The organism is Xanthomonas sp. NCPPB 1128 (assembly GCF_001043115.1).
In the GTDB taxonomy this organism is placed as follows: Bacteria; Pseudomonadota; Gammaproteobacteria; order Xanthomonadales; family Xanthomonadaceae; genus Xanthomonas_A.
In genome coordinates this window covers 190,671-212,721 of record NZ_LFME01000003.1, presented here as the reverse complement: position 1 = coordinate 212,721, position 22,051 = coordinate 190,671, and the positions used below count along the sequence as shown (strand labels likewise).

15 protein-coding genes are annotated in these 22,051 nt (G+C 69.2%); 8 read left to right on the top strand and 7 right to left on the bottom strand.

The window, feature by feature from the left end; all coding sequences use genetic code 11:
• Nucleotides 1–55: 55 nt before the first annotated feature.
• Nucleotides 56–598 carry a C40 family peptidase gene (locus ACP93_RS04270; protein ID WP_048489528.1) on the bottom strand — a complete coding sequence of 181 codons (543 nt, stop codon included), beginning with the start codon at nucleotides 596–598 and terminating at the stop codon, nucleotides 56–58.
• Between the two features lie 109 nt (nucleotides 599–707).
• On the opposite strand from ACP93_RS04270, the gene ACP93_RS04265 reads away from it, so the two are divergent.
• The 3 genes from ACP93_RS04265 (at nucleotide 708) to gorA (ending at nucleotide 4,085) form a co-directional block, all read left to right on the top strand.
• Nucleotides 708–1,187, top strand: a complete 480-nt coding sequence (locus ACP93_RS04265; protein WP_043092617.1) for an FKBP-type peptidyl-prolyl cis-trans isomerase — start codon at nucleotides 708–710, stop codon at nucleotides 1,185–1,187.
• A gap of 158 nt (nucleotides 1,188–1,345) precedes the next feature.
• Nucleotides 1,346–2,569 (top strand): DUF418 domain-containing protein, encoded by a 1,224-nt coding sequence (locus ACP93_RS04260; protein WP_048489527.1) that lies wholly within the window; start codon nucleotides 1,346–1,348, stop codon nucleotides 2,567–2,569.
• 154 nt (nucleotides 2,570–2,723) lie between these two features.
• Entirely contained in the window at nucleotides 2,724–4,085 is a 1,362-nt protein-coding gene (gene gorA / locus ACP93_RS04255) for a glutathione-disulfide reductase (protein ID WP_048489526.1), read from the top strand.
• 202 nt (nucleotides 4,086–4,287) lie between these two features.
• Here the strand turns inward: gorA and ACP93_RS21660 are convergent, their stop codons facing one another.
• Entirely contained in the window at nucleotides 4,288–4,509 is a 222-nt protein-coding gene (locus ACP93_RS21660) for a hypothetical protein (protein ID WP_131721583.1), read from the bottom strand.
• Nucleotides 4,510–4,545: 36 nt separating this feature from the next.
• Here ACP93_RS21660 and ACP93_RS04250 point away from each other — a divergent pair, with 36 nt between their 5' ends.
• From ACP93_RS04250 to ACP93_RS04240, 3 genes are all read left to right on the top strand, one after another.
• Nucleotides 4,546–5,481 (top strand): DMT family transporter, encoded by a 936-nt coding sequence (locus ACP93_RS04250; protein WP_048489525.1) that lies wholly within the window; start codon nucleotides 4,546–4,548, stop codon nucleotides 5,479–5,481.
• A complete protein-coding gene (locus tag ACP93_RS04245; protein WP_048489524.1) occupies nucleotides 5,478–5,861 on the top strand; it encodes an MGMT family protein in 384 nt (127 codons plus the stop codon). The genes ACP93_RS04250 and ACP93_RS04245 overlap by 4 nt, the downstream gene beginning before the upstream one ends.
• 561 nt (nucleotides 5,862–6,422) lie before the next feature.
• Nucleotides 6,423–7,079: a rhomboid family intramembrane serine protease gene (locus ACP93_RS04240; protein ID WP_048489558.1), complete on the top strand. Its 657-nt coding sequence runs from the start codon at nucleotides 6,423–6,425 to the stop codon at nucleotides 7,077–7,079.
• Nucleotides 7,080–7,660: 581 nt separating this feature from the next.
• Here the strand turns inward: ACP93_RS04240 and ACP93_RS04235 are convergent.
• Together ACP93_RS04235 and ACP93_RS04230 are read right to left on the bottom strand one after the other, a co-directional pair.
• Nucleotides 7,661–9,673, bottom strand: a complete 2,013-nt coding sequence (locus ACP93_RS04235; protein ID WP_048489523.1) for a M13 family metallopeptidase — start codon at nucleotides 9,671–9,673, stop codon at nucleotides 7,661–7,663.
• Between the two features lie 237 nt (nucleotides 9,674–9,910).
• A complete protein-coding gene (locus ACP93_RS04230; protein ID WP_048489522.1) occupies nucleotides 9,911–12,013 on the bottom strand; it encodes a M13 family metallopeptidase in 2,103 nt (700 codons plus the stop codon).
• 202 nt (nucleotides 12,014–12,215) lie between these two features.
• Here ACP93_RS04230 and ACP93_RS04225 point away from each other — a divergent pair, with 202 nt between their 5' ends.
• Nucleotides 12,216–13,808, top strand: coding sequence for a phytoene desaturase family protein (locus ACP93_RS04225; RefSeq protein WP_048489521.1), 1,593 nt, complete (start codon nucleotides 12,216–12,218; stop codon nucleotides 13,806–13,808).
• Between the two features lie 14 nt (nucleotides 13,809–13,822).
• Here ACP93_RS04225 and ACP93_RS04220 read toward each other — a convergent pair whose 3' ends face one another.
• The 3 genes from ACP93_RS04220 to ACP93_RS04210 all read right to left on the bottom strand — a co-directional run bounded on the left by ACP93_RS04220 (nucleotide 13,823) and on the right by ACP93_RS04210 (nucleotide 19,668).
• Complete coding sequence (locus tag ACP93_RS04220; RefSeq protein ID WP_048489520.1) at nucleotides 13,823–14,317, bottom strand: VOC family protein; 495 nt, start codon at nucleotides 14,315–14,317, stop codon at nucleotides 13,823–13,825.
• Between the two features lie 460 nt (nucleotides 14,318–14,777).
• On the bottom strand, nucleotides 14,778–16,787 hold the full coding sequence (locus tag ACP93_RS04215; RefSeq protein WP_048489519.1) for an alpha/beta hydrolase family protein: 2,010 nt from the start codon (nucleotides 16,785–16,787) through the stop codon (nucleotides 14,778–14,780).
• A 73-nt stretch (nucleotides 16,788–16,860) separates the two neighbouring features.
• On the bottom strand, nucleotides 16,861–19,668 hold the full coding sequence (locus ACP93_RS04210) for a TonB-dependent receptor plug domain-containing protein (RefSeq protein WP_048489518.1): 2,808 nt from the start codon (nucleotides 19,666–19,668) through the stop codon (nucleotides 16,861–16,863).
• 452 nt (nucleotides 19,669–20,120) lie between these two features.
• On the opposite strand from ACP93_RS04210, the gene ACP93_RS04205 reads away from it, so the two are divergent.
• Nucleotides 20,121–21,686 carry a tetratricopeptide repeat-containing sulfotransferase family protein gene (locus tag ACP93_RS04205; RefSeq protein WP_048489517.1) on the top strand — a complete coding sequence of 522 codons (1,566 nt, stop codon included), beginning with the start codon at nucleotides 20,121–20,123 and terminating at the stop codon, nucleotides 21,684–21,686.
• Nucleotides 21,687–22,051: the final 365 nt, after the last annotated feature.

The window sequence follows — 22,051 nt, the reverse complement described above, 5'->3', positions numbered from 1 at the left end:
GAAAGTTCAAATAAGGTTAAATTTTCGTAATTATGAATGTGGGTGAAATCACAATTCAACGCAAAACCCGTTTTGCGCCGGTGTAATGGTCTCGCCAATAAGCCCCGTCCAACGAATCCAGGCGCACCGTTCCGCCGGTGCTGGGGGCGTGCACGAAGCGGCCTTCACCGACATAAATTCCTACGTGAGTCACATTTCCTGCGCTGCCGAAGAACACCAGGTCGCCCGTGCTCAGGCGCTGCGGGTCGATCCGCGGACCCTGCACCGCGGCCAGTTCGCGCGAGGTGCGCGGCAGCCGCAGGTCGAGCATGTCGCGGTAGACGTAGGCGACCAGGCCGCTGCAGTCGAACCCGGATTCGGGGGTGTTGCCGCCGTAACGGTAGGGGGTGCCGACCAGGCCCAGCGCGCGCATCAGCACCGCGTTGGCCGCGCCCGGGTCGGCCGGTGCCACCTGCGGCCACTCGCGCACTGTCACCGGTGCCGGCCTGGTGTGGCGGACCTCATGGCGTCCGCAGGCCGCCAGCGCGGCGCTGCACAGCAGCGGAAGCCACCACGGAAACGCGCGGCGGCCGCGCGGCGAAACTGGCGTGTTGTGCATGGAGCCGGGATAATGCGCGACCTCAGAAGGCCGCCATCATGGCGGCGCTCCCGGCGGCCGACAAGCCGCCCATCCCGTCTGCCCCCGGCAGCCACAGCGCAGAGTGCACATGAAGATCGAAAAAGACCGCGTCGTCCGTTTCCACTACACCGTTTCGGAAGTCGGTCAAGAACCGATCGAAAGCTCCAAGGACCGCGATCCGCTGGTGATCCTGGTCGGCCACGGCAACATCATCCCGGGCCTGGAGAACGCGATGATGGACAAGGCTGCCGGCGACAGCTTCGGCGTCGACGTGGCGGCCAAGGACGCCTACGGCGAATACCGCGAGGGCCTGAGCCAGCGCGTGCCGAAGAAGCATTTCGGCGCGGCCAAGCTGCAGCCGGGGAGCCAGGTGGTGCTGCAGACCAACTTCGGCCCGCGCGCGGTCACCGTGCAGAAGGTCGGCATGAGCGTGGTCGACGTCGACCTCAACCACCCGATGGCCGGCAAGGACCTGCACTTCGACGTGGAGATCGTCGACGTGCGCGAGGCCAGCGCCGAAGAAATCGAGCACGGCCACGTGCACGGCGACGGCGGCCACCACCACTGAGTGCGTTTGCGGCGGTGCCGGTCGCGCCGGTGCCGCCGGCCCTGGCGCCGCGCGCAGCGGCGCCGTCGCGCCGCCGCGGACGCCGGCGGCCCTCCTGATCGCGGCGAGGGACAATCGCCGGCCTTTCGCCCGGTGCCGCCTTGGCCACTTCCGCTCCCGTGTTGCAGCCCGTCGCGCCCGCCGAGCGCATCGCCACCCTGGACGTGCTGCGCGGCTTCGCCCTGCTGGGCATCCTGCTGATGAACATCGAGGGCTTCGTCGGTCCGCTGGACGCGGCGATGACCGGCCTGGATCCGGCGCTGCGCGGCGCCGACCGCATCGCCGACGCGCTGGTCTACATCCTGGTGCAGGGCAAGTTCTACACCTTGTTCTCGCTGCTGTTCGGCATGGGCTTCGCGGTGATGGCGCAGCGCGCCGAGACCGCGCGGCGGCCGTTCGGCGGTTTCTTCCTGCGCCGCAGTGCGGGGTTGCTGGTGATCGGCCTGCTGCACGCGGTGTTGCTGTGGTCCGGCGACATCCTGGTCAGCTACGCGCTGCTGGCGTTCATGCTGCTGGCGTTCCGCGAGGCGCCCACGCGCTGGCTGCCCGGCATGGCGCTGGTGGTCTACCTGTTCGCGCCGGCGCTGTGGCTGTTGATCGGCGCGGCCTCCTGGGCGGCGCAGGCCGATCCGCACGGCGCGGCGCAGTGGCAGCGCGAGATGGCCGAGCAGGCGCAGCACGGCGTGGCGGCGCTGGCGCAGCAGCGTGAGGTGTTCGGCCACGGCAGCTACGCCCAGGCCACCGCGCAGCGCGCGCGCGACCTGGTCGAATCGCTGAGCGGGCTGCTGTTCAACGCGCCGACCATCTTCGGCATGTTCCTGCTCGGCGCCTGGTGCGTGCGCAGCGGCCTGGCTGCACAACCGCAGCGCTTCCCGCGGCTGCTCGCCGTGCTGCGCTGGGGCGTGCTGCCGCTGGGCCTGGCGCTGATGTTGCTGAGCTTCCGGCTGGAACCGTGGATGGATCCAGCGCGACTGGATCTGCGTCTGACCGTGGCCTATGCCCTGGCCAGCGTCGCCGGCGGCCTGATGGCGCTGGGCTACGCGGCCTGGCTGGTGCGCGCCGCGCCCGCGCTGCAATGGCTGGCGCCGGCCGGGCGCATGGCGCTGAGCAACTATCTGCTGCAGTCGCTGGTCTGCACGACGCTGTTCTACGGCTACGGCTTCGGCTATTTCGAACAACTGCCGCGCGCCTGGCAGATCCCGTTCGCGGTCGTGTTGTTCGCGCTGCAGGTGGCGCTGTCGCACTGGTGGCTGCAGCGCTTCCGCTTCGGCCCGGTGGAGTGGCTGTGGCGTTCGGCCAGCTACCTGCGCTGGCAGCCGATGCGCCGACGCGACCTGGCCTGAGCGCAGGCGCGGCGGTGTCCTCACATCTGGCGCGCGGCCGGCCATGGCATGCTCCGCGGCGACCGAGACATGCGACAGGACAACCGATGGATGACGTGAGAGGCGGGAACAGGTTCGCCAGCGATGCCGCTCCCCTGCGCGCCGAGCGTGCGCCGTGAACGGGGCGATCCGCGATTACGACCTGCTGGTGCTGGGCGGCGGTTCCGGTGGCCTGGCCACCGCGTTCCGCGCCGCCAGCCACGGCGCGCGCGTGGCGATCCTGGAGCCGAACGCGCTCGGCGGCACCTGCGTCAATGTCGGCTGCGTGCCGAAGAAGGCGATGTGGCTTGCGGCGGATCTGGTCGAGCGCATCGACCTGGCGCGCGCGGTCGGCTTCGCCATTCCCGAGGCCACGCTGTCGTGGGCCGAACTGGTGGCGCATCGCCAGGGTTACATCGGCAACATCCACGCCAGCTACCGGCGACGCCTGGACGCCGATGGCGTGGTGCTGATCCCGCGGCGCGGACGGCTGGTCGATGCGCACACCGTCGAATGCGACGACGGGGTGCGGGTCAGCGCCAAGCATGTGGTGATCGCCACCGGCGCGCACGCGCTGCGGCCGGACATCGACGGCGCCGAGCTGGGCCTGGTCTCCGACGATTTCTTCAACCTGTGCGAAGCGCCGCCGCGGGTGGCGATCGTCGGCGGCGGCTACATCGCGGTGGAACTGGCCGGGCTATTGCAGGCGCTGGGCAGCCGGGTGGAGCTGTACGTGCAGGGCGAACGTCTGCTGGAGCGGTTCGACGCGGAACTGGCGCGGCAGCTCGCCGGCAATCTGCACCACCAGGGCGTGCGCCTGCATTTCGGCTATCGCGCCAGCGCCCTGCGCCGCAGCGGCGAGGGCCTGTGCGTGGTCGATGCGCAGGGGCAGCCCGGCGACAGCGTCGACAAGGTGTTCTTCGCGATCGGGCGCCGCCCCAATACGCGCGACCTCGGCCTGGAAGCGCTGGGCGTGCGCCTGGGCGACAAGCACGAGATCGTGGTGGACGCGTACCAGAACACCGACGTGCCGGGGCTGTACGCGATCGGCGACGTGGCCGGCAAGGTCGGCCTGACCCCGGTGGCGATCGCCGCCGGGCGCAAGCTGATGGACCGCGTGTTCGGCGACCGGCCGCAGGCGCGGCTGGACTACGAGAACGTGCCCAGCGTGGTGTTCTCGCACCCGCCACTGGGCCAGGTCGGGCTGGGCGAGGAGCAGGCGCGCGAGCGCTATGGTGCCGATGCGGTGACGGTGTACCGCAGCAACTTCCGGCCGATGCTGCAGGCGCTGGCCGATTCGCCGCAGCGCAGCCTGTTCAAGCTGGTCTGCGCTGGCGCCGAGGAGCGCGTGGTCGGCGTTCATCTGCTCGGCGACGGCGCCGACGAAATCCTGCAGGGCTTCGCAGTGGCGTTGAAGCTGGGCGTGACCAAGCAGCAACTGGAAGACACCGTGGCGATCCATCCGACCTCGGCAGAGGAAGTGGTGCTGATGCGCTGAGGCAGCGTCGCGCGCCGTTGCTCCGCGCGCGCTCGGCACGGTTCGGCGGTGAGGGACGGCGTCCGGTGGCAGCGTGCCTGGCATGCCGGGGTTTGCCGGCGAGGTGGGCCTGTTGTCCATCGACGCCGAGCACAACGGGCTCGCGTGCATTGCCGCTATGCCGGCGCCTGGCCTGTCTGGATTGCGGCGTCGGAATGAGGCCTCACGCCGCCGAATTGAAACGAGGTGCAAGCTGGGCGCGTATCGCGTCCGGCAACCGGTACTTGCTCACCGAGTCAACCGCGCCGGCCGCGCAGGCAGGTCGGTGCCGCTTGGCCGCCCGTCCGGACAATTGGCGCGGCAGCGCCGAGCGCTGCAGGAGTTTTGTCCGGCAACAGCGACGAAGCGACGGCCAGTCGAACATGGCGCCGTAGAATGGCGGCATGCACGTGTCCTCTTCACCCTGCCGCGGCGGTGCGCGATGAGCGCGCCCGGCACGTCCGCCAGCGTCGCCCCCAGCGCCACACAGGCCAGCCTCGGCGGCGTACTGCTCGCCGCCGGCGGCGCGATCGCGTTTTCCGGCAAGGCCATCATCGTCAAGCTCGGTTACCGCTACGGCGTCGATGCAGTGACCCTGCTGGCCTTGCGCATGCTGGTGGCGCTGCCGTGCTTCGCGGCGATGGCGCTGTGGGCGGCGCGGCGCGCGCCACCGCTGCAGCCGGGCGACCGTTGGCGGATCGTCGCGCTGGGCGTGCTCGGCTACTACTTGGCCAGCTTCCTGGACTTCCTCGGCCTGGCCTACATCACCGCGACCCTGGAGCGGCTGATCCTCTATCTGACCCCGACCCTGGTGCTGCTGATCGGCATGCTGCTGTGGCGGCGACGGCCGCAGCGGCGTCAGCTGTGGGCGCTGGCGTTGAGCTATCTGGGCGTGCTGCTGGCCTTCGGTCACGACCTGCGCATCGGTGGCGCGCGCACCGCCTGGGGCAGCCTGCTGGTGTTCGGCAGCGCGCTGGCCTATGCGGCGTATCTGGTCGGCAGTGGCCAACTGGTGGCACGGGTCGGCGCGGTGCGGCTGACCGCCTACGCCAGCCTGGTCGCCTGTGCGCTGTGCATCGCCCAGTTCCTGCTGCTGCGGCCGCTGCACGCGCTGGCCCTGCCGGCGCCGGTGTACGCGCTGTCGCTGCTCAACGGCACGCTGTGCACGGCAGTGCCGGTGCTGGCGACGATGCTGGCGGTGCAGCGCATCGGCTCGGCGCTGGCGTCGCAGATCGGCATGCTCGGCCCGGTCTCGACCATCGTGCTCAGCGTGCTGCTGCTGGGCGAGGCGATGGGGCCGTGGCAGATCGCCGGCACTGTGCTGGTGCTGGGCGGGGTGCTGCTGGTGTCGCGGCCGGTGCGGGCGCGGCCGGCATGAGTCCACGACGGCCGCCCGCAGCGAGCGCGTCGGCACCGGTCGCGACGGCGGCGGCCGAGGCGCACGCGCGGATCCTGGCGACAATCCGGGCGATTCCGCCGGGTCAGGTGCGGGGCTACGGCGAGGTGGCGATGCTGGCCGGATTGCCGGGACGCGCGCGCCTGGTGGCACGGCTGCTCGGCGCCAATACCGACGCCGCGCTGCCCTGGCATCGGGTGCTGCGCAGCGACGGCCGCATCGCGTTTCCGGAAGGCTCGCGTGGCTATCGCGAGCAATGCCAGCGCCTGCGCGCCGAAGGCGTGGCGGTGCAGGGCGGGCGGGTGAAGCGTGCGCCGGCGCCGGTGCGCGATCTCGATGCCGAGGTGTGGGGGCCGCGGTAGCGACACTCACGAGAACTGCGGCGGCCGGCCTCCCAAAACGGAAAGAAGCCGGATTCAGGCGGGTGGCTTAGCCCCTCTCCCGTTGGAAGAGGGGGGCGGGGCGCGAAGCGCATGCGGTGTTCGGCTGCACGAGGCTGCGCCCGTCCCCTCATCCGCTCCTGCGGGGCACCTTCTCCCGGAGGGAGAAGGATGGGTACAAGCCCCTCTTCCTCCGGGAGAGGGGTTGGGGTGAGGGTAGGGGCGCGAAGCGCATGCGGTGTTTCAGCTGCGAGAGGCTGCGACCCGAACACCATCCGCCCTTCGGCGCACCGCATCGGTGCTAGTGCTTGGAAGAGGGGGCTTGTTCCTTGTGGGAGGGACTTCAGCCCCGACGCTCTTTGCGCCGCCTGCGGGTTGGGCGGTGTCGTTCGTCGTGACTGAAGTCGCTTCTGCAGGGCATCGAGAAGGGTGTGGCGGTTCCCTGGGGGGCGTCGCAGTCGAGGGGCCGGAATGCCACCGCGTCGGTTGGGGTGCAGTCTCCGGCGAGCGGCTATGATGGAGGCAGTTGCCACGGAACCGACCATGTTTCCCAGACTTCCACCCGTCACCCAAGCGCTGCTGATCGGTAACGTCGTGGTGTTCCTGCTGCAGATGCTGCTCGGCACCAACACCTTCGATCCCTTCATGCTGTGGCCGATCGGCGCCTTCGATGCGTTCTCGCCCGGGCAGAACTTCCAGCTCTGGCAGTTGCTGACCTACGGTTTCCTGCACGGCAGCTTCTCGCATCTGCTGTTCAACATGCTGGCCCTGTACATGTTCGGCGGGCCGCTGGAGCAGACCTGGGGCAACAAGCGCTTTCTGACGTACTACATGGTCTGCGTGGCCGGCGCCGGACTGTGCCAGTTGCTGGTCGGCTGGTGGATGCTGAGCAACGGCAGCGAGCCGTATCCGACGCTGGGCGCCTCCGGCGGCATCTTCGGCTTGCTGCTGGCCTTCGGCATGCTGTTCCCGAACCAGCGGGTGATGCTGCTGTTCCCGCCGATCCCGATGAAGGCGCGTACCTTCGTGATCGTGTTCGGTGCGCTGGAACTGCTGATGGGTTTCACCGGCTGGCAGCCGGGCGTGGCGCATTTCGCGCATCTCGGCGGCATGCTGTTCGGTTGGCTGATGATCCGCTACTGGCGCGGCCAGCCGCCGTTCGGCAAACGCAAGCCGCCACGCCCGCGCATCGTGCGCTGAGCGCACCGACCGTATAGCGCAGGCGCAACTTCACGCGGTGCGCGTGCGGTACCCGAGGGGCAATGGCTTTTCCCTTCTCCCGTCGGGAGAAGGTGCCCCGCAGGGGCGGATGAGGGGACGGGCGGAGCCTGGCATTGTCAGCATGGCGCCGGCGCTACGCGCGCCGTACCCTCACCCCAACCCCTCTCCCGGGGGGAGAGGGGCAATGGCTTTTCCCTTCTCCGTCGGGAGAAGGTGCCCCGCAGGGGCGGATGAGGGGACGGGCGGAGCCTGGCATTGCCAGCATGGCGCCGGCGCTACGCGCGCCGTACCCTCACCCCAACCCCTCTCCCGGGGGGGAGAGGGGCAAACGCTTTTCCCTTCTCCCGTCGGGAGAAGGTGCCCCGCAGGGGCGGATGAGGGGACGGGCGGAGCCTGGCATTGCCTGCACGGCGCGGGCGCTTCGCGCGCCGAACCCTCACCCCAACCCCTCTCCCAGTGGGAGAGGGGCAGGCAATTTTCCCGCCCCCTGAACGCACGACGGCGCGGTTGCCCGCGCCGTCGTGCTGTGTGCTCGGCCGGCGGCTAGCGCCGGCACCGGCTCACGGCCACAGGTGGATCTGCTCGGCCTCGCTGCGGACCATCGGCTGGCCCGGCTTGCAGGTGAAGGTCGCGGCGAAGGCGGGCAGGTTGGCCAGCGCGCCATTGGTGCGCCAGCGGCCCGGCGCGTGCACGTCGGCGGTGACCCGCTGCACGGCGTCGGTCGGCGACAGCTGCTGCGCCCACAGGCCGGCCCAGGCCTTGTAGAACGCCTGCTTGCCGGCCTCGCTGGCGGTCGGCTGTGCCGCGCTGTAGGCCTGCCAGGCCAGTTCGACGCTGCCGATGTCGGTCAGGTCCTCGTCCTGGGTCAGCGGGCCGTTGACCTTGGCGCCCTTGACGCCTGGGAAGTCGTAGGCGCCGTACTGCGCGGCGGTGCGGGCCGCCAGCGCGTTCCAGGCGTTCTTGTCCTCCGGGGTCCACCAGTTGCGCAACTGGCCCTGCGCGTCGACCTGGCTGCCCTTGTTGTCGATGGCGCCGATCAGCTCGTGCGCGACCATCGCGCCGTAGGCGCCGTACAGCGCCGCGGCGTCGCCGGCGGTCGCGTACACCGGCGGCTGCAGCACCGCAGCGGTGACGATCAGGCGGTTCTGGGCGATGTCGTAGGTCAGCGCCGGCTGCTGCGGCAGCACGTCCCAGCGGCGGTCCGCATTGCCCTTGCCGATGCGCTTCATCTCCTCGCGGTGGCGCCAGGTGGAGGCGATCAGCATGTTGCCGCCGAAGCTGCCGCGGCCCATCGGCTGCAGGGTGTAGTCGAGGTCGCGGCGCGGCGCGCCGATTTCGATCTTCAGCGCGGCCAGCTTGGCCTGCGCCTCGGTGCGTGCCGGCTCGCTCAGCCAGGTGCTGCGCTTGACCGCGGCGATCTGCGCGTCGCGCACCTGGTCGGCGATGGTCTCGGCCTGGCGGCGGGTGTCGGCCGACAGGTAGCGGGCCACGTACTCGCGGCCCAGCATCGGGCCGGCGGCGACGTTGATCGCGTCCAGCACCTGCGCCCAGCGCGGCGGCGGCGCGACCTGGCCCTGCAGCACGCGGCCGCGGAACTCGAAGCTGGCGTCGCGGAAGCTCTTGGACAGGTACGGCGCCATCGCATCGCCCACGCGCCAGCGCAGGTAGGCCTTCCACTGCTCGGGCTTGATGCTGACGATCATGCCGTCGAGCTGCTTGAACATGTCCGGGTCGGCCATCGACACCAGGTCGTCGTTGACGCCCTGGGCCTTGAGGAAGGCGTCGAGCTGCAGGTTGCGGTACTGCTTGTTCAACTCCTTGGTCGAGATCGGCGCGTAGTTGTTGAACGGGTTGTTGATGCCGGCCAGCGACTTGGCGCTGCGCGCCAGCGCGGTCTCGATCTGCAGCACCGACTGGGTGTCGGCCTCGAGGCGGTCGGCCGGGGTGCCGGTCAGGGTCAGGATCTGCTTGACGTAGGTGCGGTAGCGGCCCATCAGCGCCATGGTGTCGGCGTCGGTGCGGGTGTAGAAGGCCGGGTCGGGCAGGCCCATGCCGCCCTGCATGAAGTAGCCGATGTGGCGGTCCAGCGCCTTCAGGTCGACGTCGGCGCCGAAGTTGAACGCGACCGGGATGCCGATCTGGTGCAGCGCGGCGATCGACGCCGGCACGTCCTTGGCCTTCTTGATCGCATCGATGCGGCCGAGCAGCGGCGCGATCGGGTTGGAGCCGTCCTTCTCCACCGCGGCCTCGTCCAGGCCGCTGGCCCAGAAGTCGCCCAGCGCCTTCTGCACCGCGTTCTGCGGCGACTGCATGCTTGCATCGAGCAGGTCGCGCTGTTGTTGCTGCGCACGTTCGGCGAGCTGGCCCAGCGCGGTCACCGCGCCGGTCTGCGGCACCGGGTTCTGCTTCAGCCAGTCGGCGTTGGCATCGTCGTAGAAGTCGCTGCAGGCGGCGCTGATCGGCGCGGCCTTGGGCGCGGCGGCGCGCTTCTTCTTGGGCGCGGCATCGGCGGCGGAGGCGAGGGCGATCAGGCCGAGGGCGACGGCGAGGGCAAGCGGACGGGCATTGGGCATCGGGAACGCATCCGGTCAGGATTAAAGTCGGCGGAGTTTAACAAGCCGCGGTGTGCAACTGTGGCGATGACGCGTGTCCGCGTCCCCACCGGATTCAGCGAGGGACGCCGGCCACCACGGGCGCCTGCCGCCGGATAGGGCAATCGGCATCGCCACCGCGGTCGCGCGCCGGCGCCGGCGCAAAGAAAAGGCCCGGACATGCCGGGCCTTTTCGCGAGACGGCGGTGACGCCGTCGCTTACCAGATCACCACGCGCTTGTCGCCGCTGCGCACCATCGGCGCGCCCGGCTTGCACTGGAACGCGGTGGCGAAGGCCTCCAGGTTCGACGGCGCACCGATCGCGCGGAACTGCGCCGGGGCGTGCGGGTCGGTGGTCAGGCGCACCATCGCGTTCTGCGGGGTGTACTTGGTGCGCCACACGGTGGCCCAGTTGATGAAGAAGTTCTGGTCGCGGCTCATGCCGCCGACCTTCGGGTCGTCCTTGCCCTCGGTGGCCTTCTTCATGGCGTCGTAGGCGGTGGTGATGCCGCCCAGGTCGGCGATGTTCTCGCCCAGGGTCAGCTTGCCGTTGACGTGCTTGCCGTCGACCTCGTAGCCGTCGAACTGCTGGACCAGCTTGCCGGTGAGCGCGGAGAACTTCTTGGCGTCGGCCGGGGTCCACCAGTTCTCGAAGTTGCCGGTGGGCCCGAAGCGCGCGCCCTGGTCGTCGTAGCCGTGGGTCATCTCGTGGCCGATCACCGCGCCGATGCCGCCGTAGTTGAACGCGTCGTCGGCCTTGGGGTCGAAGAACGGCGGCTGCAGGATCGCCGCCGGGAACACGATCTCGTTCTGCAGCGGGTTGTAGTAGGCGTTGACCGTCTGCGGGGTCATGCCCCACTCGGTCTTGTCCACCGGCTTGCCGATCTTGCTCAGGTTGTACTTGTAGTTGAACGCGGTGGAGGCGCGCACGTTGTCCAGGTAGCTGTCGCGCTGGGTGTTCAGGCTGCTGTAGTCGCGCCACTTGTCCGGATAGCCGATCTTCGGGGTGAAGGTCTTCCACTTGTCCAGGGCCTTGGCCTTGGTCTCGTCGCTCATCCAGGTCAGCTTCTCCAGGCGCGCCTTCAGCGCCTGGCTCAGGTTCTGCACCAGCTGCTGCATCTTGGCCTTGTCGTCGGCCGAGAAGGCGACCTTGACGTACATCTGGCCCATCGCCTCGCCGGCGCCGTCGTTGATGCTGCCGAGCACGCGCTTCCAGCGCGGTTTCATCTCGGCCTGGCCGTTGAGTTCCTTGCCGTAGAAAGCGAAGTTTTCCTGCGCGAAGGCATCGCTCAGGTACGGCGAGGCGCTGTCCACGGTGTGGAAGCGCAGGTAGGCGCGCCACACCGACGGGTCGGTGTCGCCCAGCGCCTTGCTCACTTCCTGGTGGAACGCGGGGATCGCCAGCGAGAACTTCTCCGGCACTGCCACGCCCTGCGACTCGAAGAACTTGGTCCAGGGGAAGTTCGGGGTCAGCTTGTCGGCGTCGGCCGGGGTGACCGGGTTGTAGGACAGCTCGGCGTCGCGCGAGAGCTGCTCGCTGGACTTGGACACCTTGGCCAGGCGGGTTTCCAACGCCACCACGTCCTGCGCCTGCTTGGCCGCGTCGGCCGCCGGCACGCCGGCCAGCTCCAGTACCTTGGCCACGTGTGCCTGGTAGGCCTTGAGCTTGTCCTGCTTGTCGGCGTCGAAGTAGTAGCTGCGGTCGGGCAGGCCGAGGCCGCCCTGCATGGCGTAGGCCATGTTCATCGTCGAGTTCTTGAAGTCGGCCTCGGCGCCGAAGCCGAACAGGCCGTTCTCGCCCTTGGCCGCGCTCTGGCGCAGGTACTCGGCCACTGCCGGGCCGTCCTTGAGGCCGTCGATCGCGGCCAGGTCGGCCTTCAGCGGCTCGATGCCCTGCGCGTTGATCTTGGCTTCGTCCATGCCCGAGGACCAAAAGTCGCCGACGATCTTTTCCACGCCCTGCGGGTTGGCCGCGGCGGCGGCCTGTTCGGCCAGCTGGTGCTGCGCGGCCACCGAGCGCTCGTCCAGGATCGAGAACGCGCCCCAACTGCTGCGGTCCTTGGGAATCTCGTTGGCGGCCAGCCACTTGCCGTTGACGTAGCCGTTGAAGTCGTCGCAGGCGTTCTTGCCGGCGTCCAGATCATTGACGTTGAACGCGTTGTAGGCCGGCAGCTTGCTGGTGTCGAGCTTGAGCTCGGCCGGCGCCGCAGTGGCGGCCGGGGCGGCGGTTGCGGGCTTTGCGGCGTCGGCCGCGGGCGCGGCGTCGTCGTGCTTGCCGCAGCCGCTCAGCGCGGTGCTCCCGGCCAGGGTCAACAGCAGCATCTTGGGATTGCGAAGGGTCACAGGCAGGCTCCAGGCCAACGTGGATAAAGGAATGGCCCGCACGGGCCGTGGCGAGACTCTACGCCGCCGCGGGAGGTTTCAGGGGTGTCGAAGGTCATGGGCGGCCCCCGGCATTGCGCCGTGGGACGGTGTCGCCGCCTGCCGGTCGGCAGGCCCGCCGGCGCTGGCTTACCATGCGGCCATGACCCGCGAGCCGCCATGCGATGCCCTGATCGTCGGCGCCGGCCACAACGGCCTGGTCTGCGCCGCCTACCTGGCGCGGGCCGGCTGGAAGGTGACGGTGCTGGAGCGGCGCGGTGTGGTCGGCGGCGCTGCGGTGACCGAGGAATTCCACCCCGGCTTCCGCAACTCGGTGGCGTCCTACACGGTGTCGCTGCTGCAGCCCAAGGTGATCGCCGATCTCGACCTGGCCGGGCACGGCCTGCGCATCGTGCCGCGCCGGCGCAACAACTTCCTGCCGCTGCCGGACGGGCGCTACCTGCTGACCGGCGCCGGCCACACCCAGGCCGAACTGGCCAAGTTCTCCGCGCGCGACGCTGCACGCCTGCCGGCCTACGAGGCGCGGCTGGAGGGCATCGCCGACGTGCTGCGCGCGCTGGCGCTGCAGCCGCCGCCCAATGTCACCGACGGCGGCTGGCTGCAGGCGCTGCCCGAGTTGTTGCGCGCCGGCCGCCTCGGCCGTCGCCTGCACGCGCTGGACGCGGAACTGCGCCAGGACCTGCTGGATCTGTTCACCCTCTCCGCCGCCGAGTATCTGCAGCGCTGGTTCGAGAGCGATGCGGCGCAGGCGCTGTTCGGCTTCGACGGCATCGTCGGCAACTACGCCAGTCCGTATACGCCTGGATCGGCCTACGTGCTGCTGCACCACGTGTTCGGCGAGAGCAACGGGGTCAAGGGCGCCTGGGGCCATGCGCTGGGCGGCATGGGCGCGATCACTCAGGCCATGGCCCGCGCCGCGACCGCGGCCGGCGCGCAGATCCGCACCGATGCCGGCGTGCGCGAGATCCTGGTCGAGGACGGGCGCGCGGTCGGCGTGGTCACCGAACAGGGCGAGCGCCTGCGGGCGCGGCACGTGGTCGCCAACGTCAACCCCAAGCTGCTGTACGAACGCCTGCTCGATCCGGCGCACGTGCCGGCTGCCACCCGCGCGCGCATGGCGCACTGGCGCTGCGGGTCGGGCACGTTCCGCATGAACGTGGCGCTGTCGCGCCTGCCCAGCTTCAGCGCGCTGCCGGGGCCGGGCGACCACCTCACCGCCGGCATCGTGCTGGCGCCGAGCCTGGACTACATGGACCGCGCCTACCTTGATGCGCGCCGGCATGGCTGGTCGCGCGAGCCGATCGTCGAGTTGCTGATCCCCAGCACCCTGGACGACAGCCTGGCGCCGCCGGGCCAGCACGTGGCCAGCCTGTTCTGCCAGCACGTGGCGCCGCAGCTGCCGGACGGGCGCAGTTGGGACGCGCACCGCGACGAGGTCGCCGAGCTGATGATCGCCACCGTCGAGCGCTACGCGCCCGGATTCGCCGCCTCGGTGCTGGGCCGGCAGGTACTGAGCCCGCTGGACCTGGAACGCACCTTCGGGCTGATCGGCGGCGACATCTTCCACGGCGCGCTGAGCCTCAACCAGTTGTTCAGCGCGCGCCCGATGCTCGGCCAGGCCGCCTACCGCGGCGCGCTGCCGGGCCTGTATCTGTGCGGTTCCGGCACCCACCCCGGCGGCGGCGTGACCGGTGCGCCCGGGCACAACGCGGCGATGGCGCTGTTGCGCCGCTGAGGACGGGGCGGCGCTCAGGCCGGCGGCTGCATCAGTTCGATGGTGATGCCGTCGGGGCCGCTGACATAGGCGACCACGGTGCCGGCGCGCGGCCCGGCCGGGATCGGCTGTGGCGTGCCCTTGGCAGGCCACCCCGCCGCGGCCATCCGGCGCAAGGCCCGGCCGATGTCCGTCACGGTCACCGCGAGGTGCGCGGCGCCGATCGCGCCGGCACTGTCCGGGACCCTGCCCAGGGCGGGGCCGGTCGAATATTCCAGGAGTTCGATGGGATAGCCATTCGGCGCCTGCACCACTGCCATGCGGCACTGCGGCGCGTCGACGCCGGTCACCTCGCGCAGGAACGGGCCGCTCATGTTGCCGCGGCGCACGCAGGCGAACCCCATCGCCTCGGTCCAGAACTGCAGCGCCGCGTCCAGCGACGCGACCGAGAAGCCAGTGTGATCGACCGCCACGACTCCGGCATCGTCCGGGGTGTGTGGCGGCGCGGCGGGGGGGTGTGGCTCATGCATGGCACTGCGGCTCGAGCGGGCATGCCTGCGTAGCGCGCACGCGGGTGCAACTGGCGGGATGTCGGTGCGGATTGCGGACGAGACGGGTGGAGACATTCACGCGGGGCATCGATGGGCGTCTTCAACGGTCATGACGACGGCAGGATACCGCTGGTGACCTGTCGCGCGATGCCGGCGATCTGCGTGGCGGCCGGGTCAAGTGTTCTCCGCGGAGCCGGCCAGGCGGATCTGGGCCGTCGTCTCCCGCGCGCGCCGCCAGCGGAACGGCGCATGCATGGAGACGTGACCGCGGATCGGGCACACGTAGCATGGCCTCGCCCGATCGATCCTGGCGCCGACGCATGGAGCACCAGGCCGGCAAAAAAATCCCTGGCGCGATGGCCAGGGCGAGGAAAGGCGCGGCGCGTGCAGCGCGCCGCGCGCGCCACGGCGGCGCGCCGTGGCGGATCTGCGCTCAGGGTCAGGGCGCGCCGGCCGACGCGGATGCGTCGGGCCGTGGCGCGGAACCGCCCAGATGCGCGTCGAAGAACGCCAGCATCTTCGTGTAGAGGTTGAGGTTGTTCTCCTCCTTGTAGAAGCCGTGGCCTTCGCCGGACTGCACGATCACGCCTTCGGGCGGGTTGCCGGCGGCCTGCAAGGCCTTGGCCAGTGCCTCGGTGTGCTCCGGCGGGCAGCGGTCGTCGCGGGCGCCGGCGGCCAGGTAGATCGGCAGCGTCAGCGCCTGCACGTGGTTGATCGGCGACATCCGCTCCTGCTCGGCGCTGGTGCTGCCGAAGGCACGCAGCAGATAGCGCCTGCCGCTCTCGCTCTTGCTGGTGTCGCTGAGCCGCAGCTGGATCTTGGCGTCGTACATGCCGACGTAGCCGAACGCGCAGCGGAACAGCCCCGGCGCGCGCACCGGAGCCATCATCGCTGCGTAGCCGCCGAAGCTGCCGCCGTAGATGCAGATGCGCGATTTGTCGACCAGGCCCTGCTGGATGGCGTACTGCGTGCCGTCGATGATGTCGTTCATGATGCCGCCGTCCCACTGCCCGTAGGCGCGGTCTCTGAACGCCTTGCCGAAGCCGCCGGAGCCGCGATAGTTGAGTTGCAGCGTGGCGTAGCCGCGACTGGCGAACAATTGCGCCTCGGCGTGGAAGCCCCAGGTATCGCGCGGCCCCATCGGCCCGCCGTGCACGTTGACGATCAGCGGCAGATTTTTCGCCTGCGCTCCGGCCGGCACGGTGAGGTAGCCGTGGATGCGCAGCCCGTCGCGGGCGGTGAACTGGATCGGGGTGATCGTGGCCATCTTCGCCGCATCGATCCACGGCCGGCTCTTCATCAGGAAGCGGGCCTTGCCGGTGGCGCGCTCGTACAGGTACAGCTCGCCCGGATTCTGGTCGCTGCGCACGCTGACCACGATGGTGTCGCCATTGCGGGTGGCACTGGCGAAGTCGACGTACTGGCCGGGAAAGGCCGCGGCGAGGCTGGCGTACAGCGCCGCGTCCGGATGCGTCTCGTCGATCAGCTTGACCTGCGGTGCACCGGCCTCGGTGACCACCGCCAGTGCGGTGTCCGAGCCGTCGGTGGCGTTGATGGTGCGCGCGACCTCGCTGGTGGGATCCTGGAACAGGGAGACGAAACCGCCGCTGCGCGGATCCAGGTAGCCGAACGCGCCAGGCGCCTTGCCGTCGTCGCGGGTGGCATAGACGCGGCCGCTGGCGGTCGACCAGTCGATGTCCAGGCGCGCACCGTCGGTCTTGCTGGCATTGATCAGCGCCCACTTGCCGTCCTGCAGCGCGTACACCTCGCTGTGGCTGTCGTAGCCGGTGTCCTCGTCCTTGTCGCTCTGGCAGGTGGCGAAGGCGGGTTGCTTGGCGGCGTCCAGGGCGATGGAGCAGTTTGCCTTGGGCGCGCGGCCCAGCGATTTGCGCCGGCCGCTGAGGGTGTCGATCATTACCACTTCGGTGCCGGCGCCGTCCGAGGAGCGCGGGTAGCGCACCTGCATGACCACGTTCTGCTCGTCGTCGCGCAACGTGTCGAGCAGGGCGAAGGATTCGCGGCCCACACTCTTGCCGCGCTGGGTGACGCTTTGCGTGCCGTATTCGATCAGGGTACGCGGCTGGCCGCCGTCGGCGTCGACCGCGAACCATTCGCCGGTGCCCATCGGCCGCTCGAACGAGCCGACCTTCTTGACCGCGGTGAACAGCAGCCGCTTGCGGCCGGTCCAGTAGAACGCGCCGACGCTCTTGCCGTCGGGCAGCACGTTGACCTTGATCGGCTTGAGGTCGCGTGTGCCGAGCACGGTCAGCACGTCCTGTTCGCCGCGGTCCACGGTCAGGGCCAGGTACTCGCCGTCGGGCGAGATCTTGACCGCGCTGTAGGTGGGGCGTTTGACGAAATCCGCGATGGGCGGGGGAGCGGCGGCGGCCATGCCGCCGTGCAGACACAGCCCCAACGCACAGAAAGCAACGAGTCGTTTCACGAGCATCCTTTTTGCGTGATTGCACACAGCGAGAGCCCGATGCCGGGCTCTCGCTGACCTCCAGTGCGCGTGCCGCGGCTCAGCGGAAGCGGTACTGGAACTCCGCCGCCACTTCGCGGCCGTACGGGCTGTAGGCGCGCCAGAAGTACGGATACGTGTTGTAGCCGCTGTCCTTCGGGTGGGTCTTGTCGAACACGTTGTTGACGTAGAAGTTGACCGTCAGCTTGTCGGTCAGCTTCTTGCCCACGTTGGCGTTCCAGAGGAAGTACGGCGCGATGCGGCCGGTCTCCTGCCAGTTCGGCAGGCTGCCGTAGCGGATCATGAACACCGCCGCCTGCCAGTCGTTCTTCTGCCAGGTCGCGGTGGTGCGAATGCGGCTGCGGAAGTCGAAGTTGCTCAGGTCGTCGCGGTAATCGAGGATCGGGTCGCCCTTGAACTCGGCCGACTTCTGCTCGAGGGTGTGCGAGTAGCCCACCTGGAAACGGAAGTCGCCCAGCCGATCGGTGTCGAGACGGTAGTCCAGCGACGCATCGATGCCCTTGGTGCCGAGGAAGGCGCGGTTGATCGGACCGCGGCGGATCTCGGTGATCTGGCCGTCGTTCGGCGTGCCCGGCGCGCTGAGGCGGGTCACCCGCGACAGCATGTCGTTGCAGAACGCCGAGCCCGGCGCACCCAGGGTGAACGGATTGCGGTTGCGGGTCAGCCCGGTCACGCAGCCGGCTTCGCCGTCGAGGATGTAGGTGGAGGTGATGTCGGCCACCACGTTCTTCAGGCGGATGTCGTAGTAGTCGGCGGTGACCGACAGGCCGTCGAGCACGTCCCACACGAAGCCGGCGGTCCACGACGTACCGGTTTCCTCGGACAGGGCGGTGGTGCCCTGGCGCACGCCGTAGGCGGTGTAGTTCACCGTGGTGTCCGAGGTCGGGCACTGCGCCGCGGCGCGGCCGCTTTCCAGGCAGCGCCGGGTGTCGAAGATGCTCGAGAACGAACCGCTGCGATCGGCGAACACGTAGTGCAGGTCGGGCGCGCGGAAGCTGGTGGAGTAGGAGCCGCGCAGCAGCAGGCTGTCCAGCGGACGCCACTCCAGGCCGGCATTCCAGGTCTTGGCGTCGTCCACCGCGGTGACGTCGTCGTACTTGTCCAGGCGCCCGGCCAGGTGCGCCTTCAGCGAGCTGAGGATCGGAATCGACAGCTCCACGCCCAGCGCGTAGCGGTCACGCTTGCCGCCGCCGCCGGTGCCGGTGAGGTTGTACGGACGGTCGGCGCCGGTGTAGTCGGGCAGGATGCGCGGATCGGCGTTGAGCTTGTACTCCTGCTGCGAGGCTTCGACCACGCCGGCGAAGCCCAGCGCGCCGGCCGGCAGCTCGAACAGGTCGCCGGAGAGGACGAAGTTGCCCTGGTTGACGTGCGAGTTGGCGTCGGTCTTGACCGTGGTGCTCAACGCCGCGAACTGGTCCGGGGTCAGTGCGCTGTAGTAGCGCTGCTGGTTCAGGCGATACACCGGGTAGGTGGCGCCGCCGACCACGCGAGTGCCCAGCTGCTGGCCGAGGAAGTAATCGTTGACCGCCGACGCCACCAGGCGCGGACGGTCGACCTTGACCTTGTACTCGGCGCGCGACAGGGTCAGGTCCCAATCGAAGCGGTCGCCCCACTTGCCGCGCAGGCCCGCGGCGAAGTCGTAGGACTTCTCCTTGTTGCGCGCCATCAGGTGCTCCACGCCGCCGGCTTCCTGCGGGGTGAACACGCGCTGCGCGTCGACCAGCGCGTTGAAGCCGGGGTCGAACCACAGCGCGCCGTTGGTACGGCCGGACCAGAACTGGGTGCCGGAGGTGTACTTGGATTCGGACGACCAAGCCTGCAGGCTGGCCCAGCCCTGCACGCCGCCGTCGAAATCGAAGGTGCCGTAGGCATAGCCGGACAGGTCGTTGTTCTCGTTGCGGATGGTCTGGTAGGCCGGGTCCTTGAAGGTGCCGCAGGCCTGGCCGAGGTTGGTGATGGCGCCGCTGGCGCTGGCGGTGCGGTAGTTCCAGCGCACCCACTCGTCGCCGAGCTGTTCGCAGGCGCCGGCCGGCGGTGCGAAGTAGGAGTTGGTGGTCGAGCCGGTGCGGCGACGCACGCGCATGGTGCCGGTGGGCTGGATACCGACGAAGGCCGGCGGGAACGGATTGTCCAGTGCCGAATCCATGAAGTCGCGCTGGTAGGCGAACAGCGGCTCGCCGGCGGTGTATTCGAAGGCGTAGGTCAGGCTCCAGCGGTCGCCGGTCTTGCCGCCGATCCACTGGAAGTCGCCGGTGTCGCCGCCGCCGCGGGTCAGGGTGCTGCCGCGCAGCTTGACCAGGTCGCCCTCGTAGTTGGTCTTGAGGATGACGTTGACCACGCCGGCGACCGCGTCGGAGCCGTAGATGGCCGAAGCGCCGCCGGCGAGGATCTCGATGCGATCGACCGCGGCGGCGGGAATGTTGCCGAAATTGGCGAAGTTGCTCTGGCCGTTGTACGGCAGCGGATAGTCCGCGGCGCGGCGGCCGTTGATCAGCAGCAGGGTGCGGCCCGGGCCGAGGCCGCGCAGGTTGATCACGCTGGCATTGGGCGTGAACCCGCCGGCGAACAGCTCGTTCTGGGTGGAGCCGGACGCCTGGGTGAGCGTGCTCAGCGCGTCGAAGACGGTGTTGAAGCCTTCGCGCTCGATCTGGGTGGCGGAGATGATGGTGACGGGCGAGGGGCCCTCGACTTCGGTGCGCTGGATGCGCGAACCGGTCACCGTCACCTTCTCCAGGGTATGCGCCTTGGCGCCGGTGGCCTCGGTCAGTTGTTCCGTTTCCGATTCCTCGCTCGGATTCTGGCTTTGCGCCAGTGCCTGCGAGGCAGGCAGGGCCAGAATGGCGGACACAGCAACGACCAGAAGACTCCGCTTGGGAGTCGGTGCTTTGACTGACATTGACAAAATTCCCCTAGATGCATGTGCAGTACGCGGGTCCCTTCCTAGACCGGTACGTTCAGATGGTGTGAAGTCCGTTTCACGTTTCTTGACCGTAGCATGAACAAATCGGAAAAGTAACGAAAAATTTGCGTTACATGACATGTTTTTGAAGCGGGCTTGCTGTAAGGGCGGCCTTGGCGCGAGCTCGCTCGCCCGATGACGCGCGTAAGCCCTTGTCGCGGCGCTGTTTCGAGCGGGGCACGCGTGGTTTCGCTGCACACGCGCTTCCGCTGCGGGGCACGCTGGTCGCGGAGGGAAGATGCCGCGCGTGCGCGCGCATGCTGCGCTGCGGTCATAATCGGAGACCGTCGCGTGCCTGCATGCCGCCACGGCCAGCCTTCCAGGGGAGATCGGGCGCATCCATGAGCGAACAGGTTCAGCTCTACAACCAGGCCATCGCGGCACTCAACCGCGGCGACTGGCCGCACGCGCTGCGGATCGCGCAACATCTGCTGCAGGCCTTGCCGCAGCATCCGGGCGTGCATTTCGTCGCCGGCGTGGCGGCGCTGGAGCTGCAGCAGATGCAGGTCGCGGCGATGCACCTGCACCAGGCCGCGACCCTGAATCCCGAGCGTGCCGACTACGCCGCGCAATTGGCGCGGGTGCTGGCGATGGGCCGATTCCTGCAGGATGCGCACCGTTCCGCCGATCATGCGATGGCGTTGCAGCCTACCGACGCGCATACCCTGGACACGCTAGGCGTGGTCTACAGCCAGGTCAACGAACATGCCGCGTCGCTGGAAGCGTTCACGCGTGCGGTGCAGGCGGCGCCGCAGCAGGCCAGCTTCCGCTACAACCTGGGAACCTCGCTGCTGTTCTCCGGCAGGCTGCAGGAGGCCGAGGCCGAGTACCGCGCCTGCCTGGCGCTGGAGCCGCGCTACTGGAAGGTGTATCTGTCGCTGTCGCAGTTGCGCAAGTGGACGCCGCAGGAGAACAACCTGGCGTTGCTCGAGGCCGCGCTGGCGTCGGCCGGCGACGATCCCGATGCGGTGTTGCACCTGAACCTGGCGCTGGCCAAGGAGCACGAGGATCTCGGCGATTACCGCGCCGCGTTTCGCGGCTATGTGCAGGGCAAGTCGGTGCACAAGCGTGCGCGCGGCTATACCTCCGAGCGCGACGCGCGCCTGTTCGATGCCCTGCATCGCACCTTCCGTGCCGACGACGCGCCGGTGCCGGGTTTCGAGAGCGAAGAGCCGATCTTCGTGATCGGCATGCCGCGCAGCGGCACCACGCTGGTCGACCGGATCCTGTCCAGCCATCCGCAGGTGCACTCGGCCGGGGAACTGCAGAACTTCTCGGTGGTGCTCAAGCGCCTGACCGGCACGCCGTCGCCGGAGATCCTCGATGTCGCCACGCTGAGCCAGGTGCAGGGACTGGACTGGCGCGCGCTCGGTCGCGGCTACGTCGAATCCACGCGTCCGGGCACCGCGCTGAAGCCGCGCTTCGTCGACAAGCTGCCGCACAACTTCCTCTACGCCGGCCACATCGCGCGCGCCTTGCCGAAGGCGAAGATCGTGTGCCTGCGGCGCGATCCGATGGACACCTGCCTGAGCAACTTCCGCCAGTTGTTCGCGCTGTCCTCGCCGTACTACGACTATTCCTTCGACCTGATGGACGTCGGCCGCTACTTCCTGATGTTCGACCGGCTGATGGCGCACTGGAGCGCGGTCTTGCCGCAACGCATCCTGCAGGTCGACTACGAGGACCTGGTGACCGCGCAGGAGCCGACCACGCGCCGCCTGCTGGACTTCTGCGGCCTGCCGTGGGACGAGGCCTGCCTGCATTTCGAGCAGAACCAGGCGCCGGTGGCCACCGCCAGCGTGGTGCAGGTGCGCACGTCGATGACGCGGTCCTACATGGGGCGTTGGCAGCGCTACGGCGAGGATCTGGACGAACTGAAGGCGCTGTTGTCGGCGTTCTATCCGTAACGGTCGGGGCAGCCGCCCGGCCGGTCTCTGCCGATGCCGTCACCGGTCGCGCTCGCGGCCGGCGCGCTGCCGGGCGCGCTACAGGCGTGCTGCGGCAGGTGATGGCTGCTACGTGCTCTTGTGTTGTGGCGACGCTGCCCGAATGCACCAGGCGGGCCCCGCCTGGTCCAAGTCGCGGCGCGGCAGTTTGGCACTCCATGGGATCCATTGCGGCATCCGAACTGCAGAGCCGCGTGAGCGTTGGACGTGTTGGCGACGGCCGTTCCGTTCTGTACGACTACAGCACGGGCTATCCGCTGGTGCCTTGATGCCGAGACGCTGCCGTGCGCAAACCGCGTGAGCCTGATCGAAAGCACAGGACGAGC

What these genes read in the sequence shown, in the direction of transcription:
- ACP93_RS04270 (WP_048489528.1), bottom strand. Translation starts at nt 598, where the DNA reads ATGCACAACACGCCAGTTTCGCCGCGCGGCCGCCGCGCGTTTCCGTGG.
- ACP93_RS04265 (WP_043092617.1), top strand. Translation starts at nt 708, where the DNA reads ATGAAGATCGAAAAAGACCGCGTCGTCCGTTTCCACTACACCGTTTCG.
- ACP93_RS21660 (WP_131721583.1), bottom strand. Translation starts at nt 4,509, where the DNA reads ATGCCGCCATTCTACGGCGCCATGTTCGACTGGCCGTCGCTTCGTCGC.
- ACP93_RS04250 (WP_048489525.1), top strand. Translation starts at nt 4,546, where the DNA reads ATGAGCGCGCCCGGCACGTCCGCCAGCGTCGCCCCCAGCGCCACACAG.
- ACP93_RS04245 (WP_048489524.1), top strand. Translation starts at nt 5,478, where the DNA reads ATGAGTCCACGACGGCCGCCCGCAGCGAGCGCGTCGGCACCGGTCGCG.
- ACP93_RS04240 (WP_048489558.1), top strand. Translation starts at nt 6,423, where the DNA reads ATGTTTCCCAGACTTCCACCCGTCACCCAAGCGCTGCTGATCGGTAAC.
- ACP93_RS04235 (WP_048489523.1), bottom strand. Translation starts at nt 9,673, where the DNA reads ATGCCCAATGCCCGTCCGCTTGCCCTCGCCGTCGCCCTCGGCCTGATC.
- ACP93_RS04230 (WP_048489522.1), bottom strand. Translation starts at nt 12,013, where the DNA reads ATGCTGCTGTTGACCCTGGCCGGGAGCACCGCGCTGAGCGGCTGCGGC.
- ACP93_RS04225 (WP_048489521.1), top strand. Translation starts at nt 12,216, where the DNA reads ATGACCCGCGAGCCGCCATGCGATGCCCTGATCGTCGGCGCCGGCCAC.
- ACP93_RS04220 (WP_048489520.1), bottom strand. Translation starts at nt 14,317, where the DNA reads ATGCATGAGCCACACCCCCCCGCCGCGCCGCCACACACCCCGGACGAT.
- ACP93_RS04215 (WP_048489519.1), bottom strand. Translation starts at nt 16,787, where the DNA reads ATGCTCGTGAAACGACTCGTTGCTTTCTGTGCGTTGGGGCTGTGTCTG.
- ACP93_RS04205 (WP_048489517.1), top strand. Translation starts at nt 20,121, where the DNA reads ATGAGCGAACAGGTTCAGCTCTACAACCAGGCCATCGCGGCACTCAAC.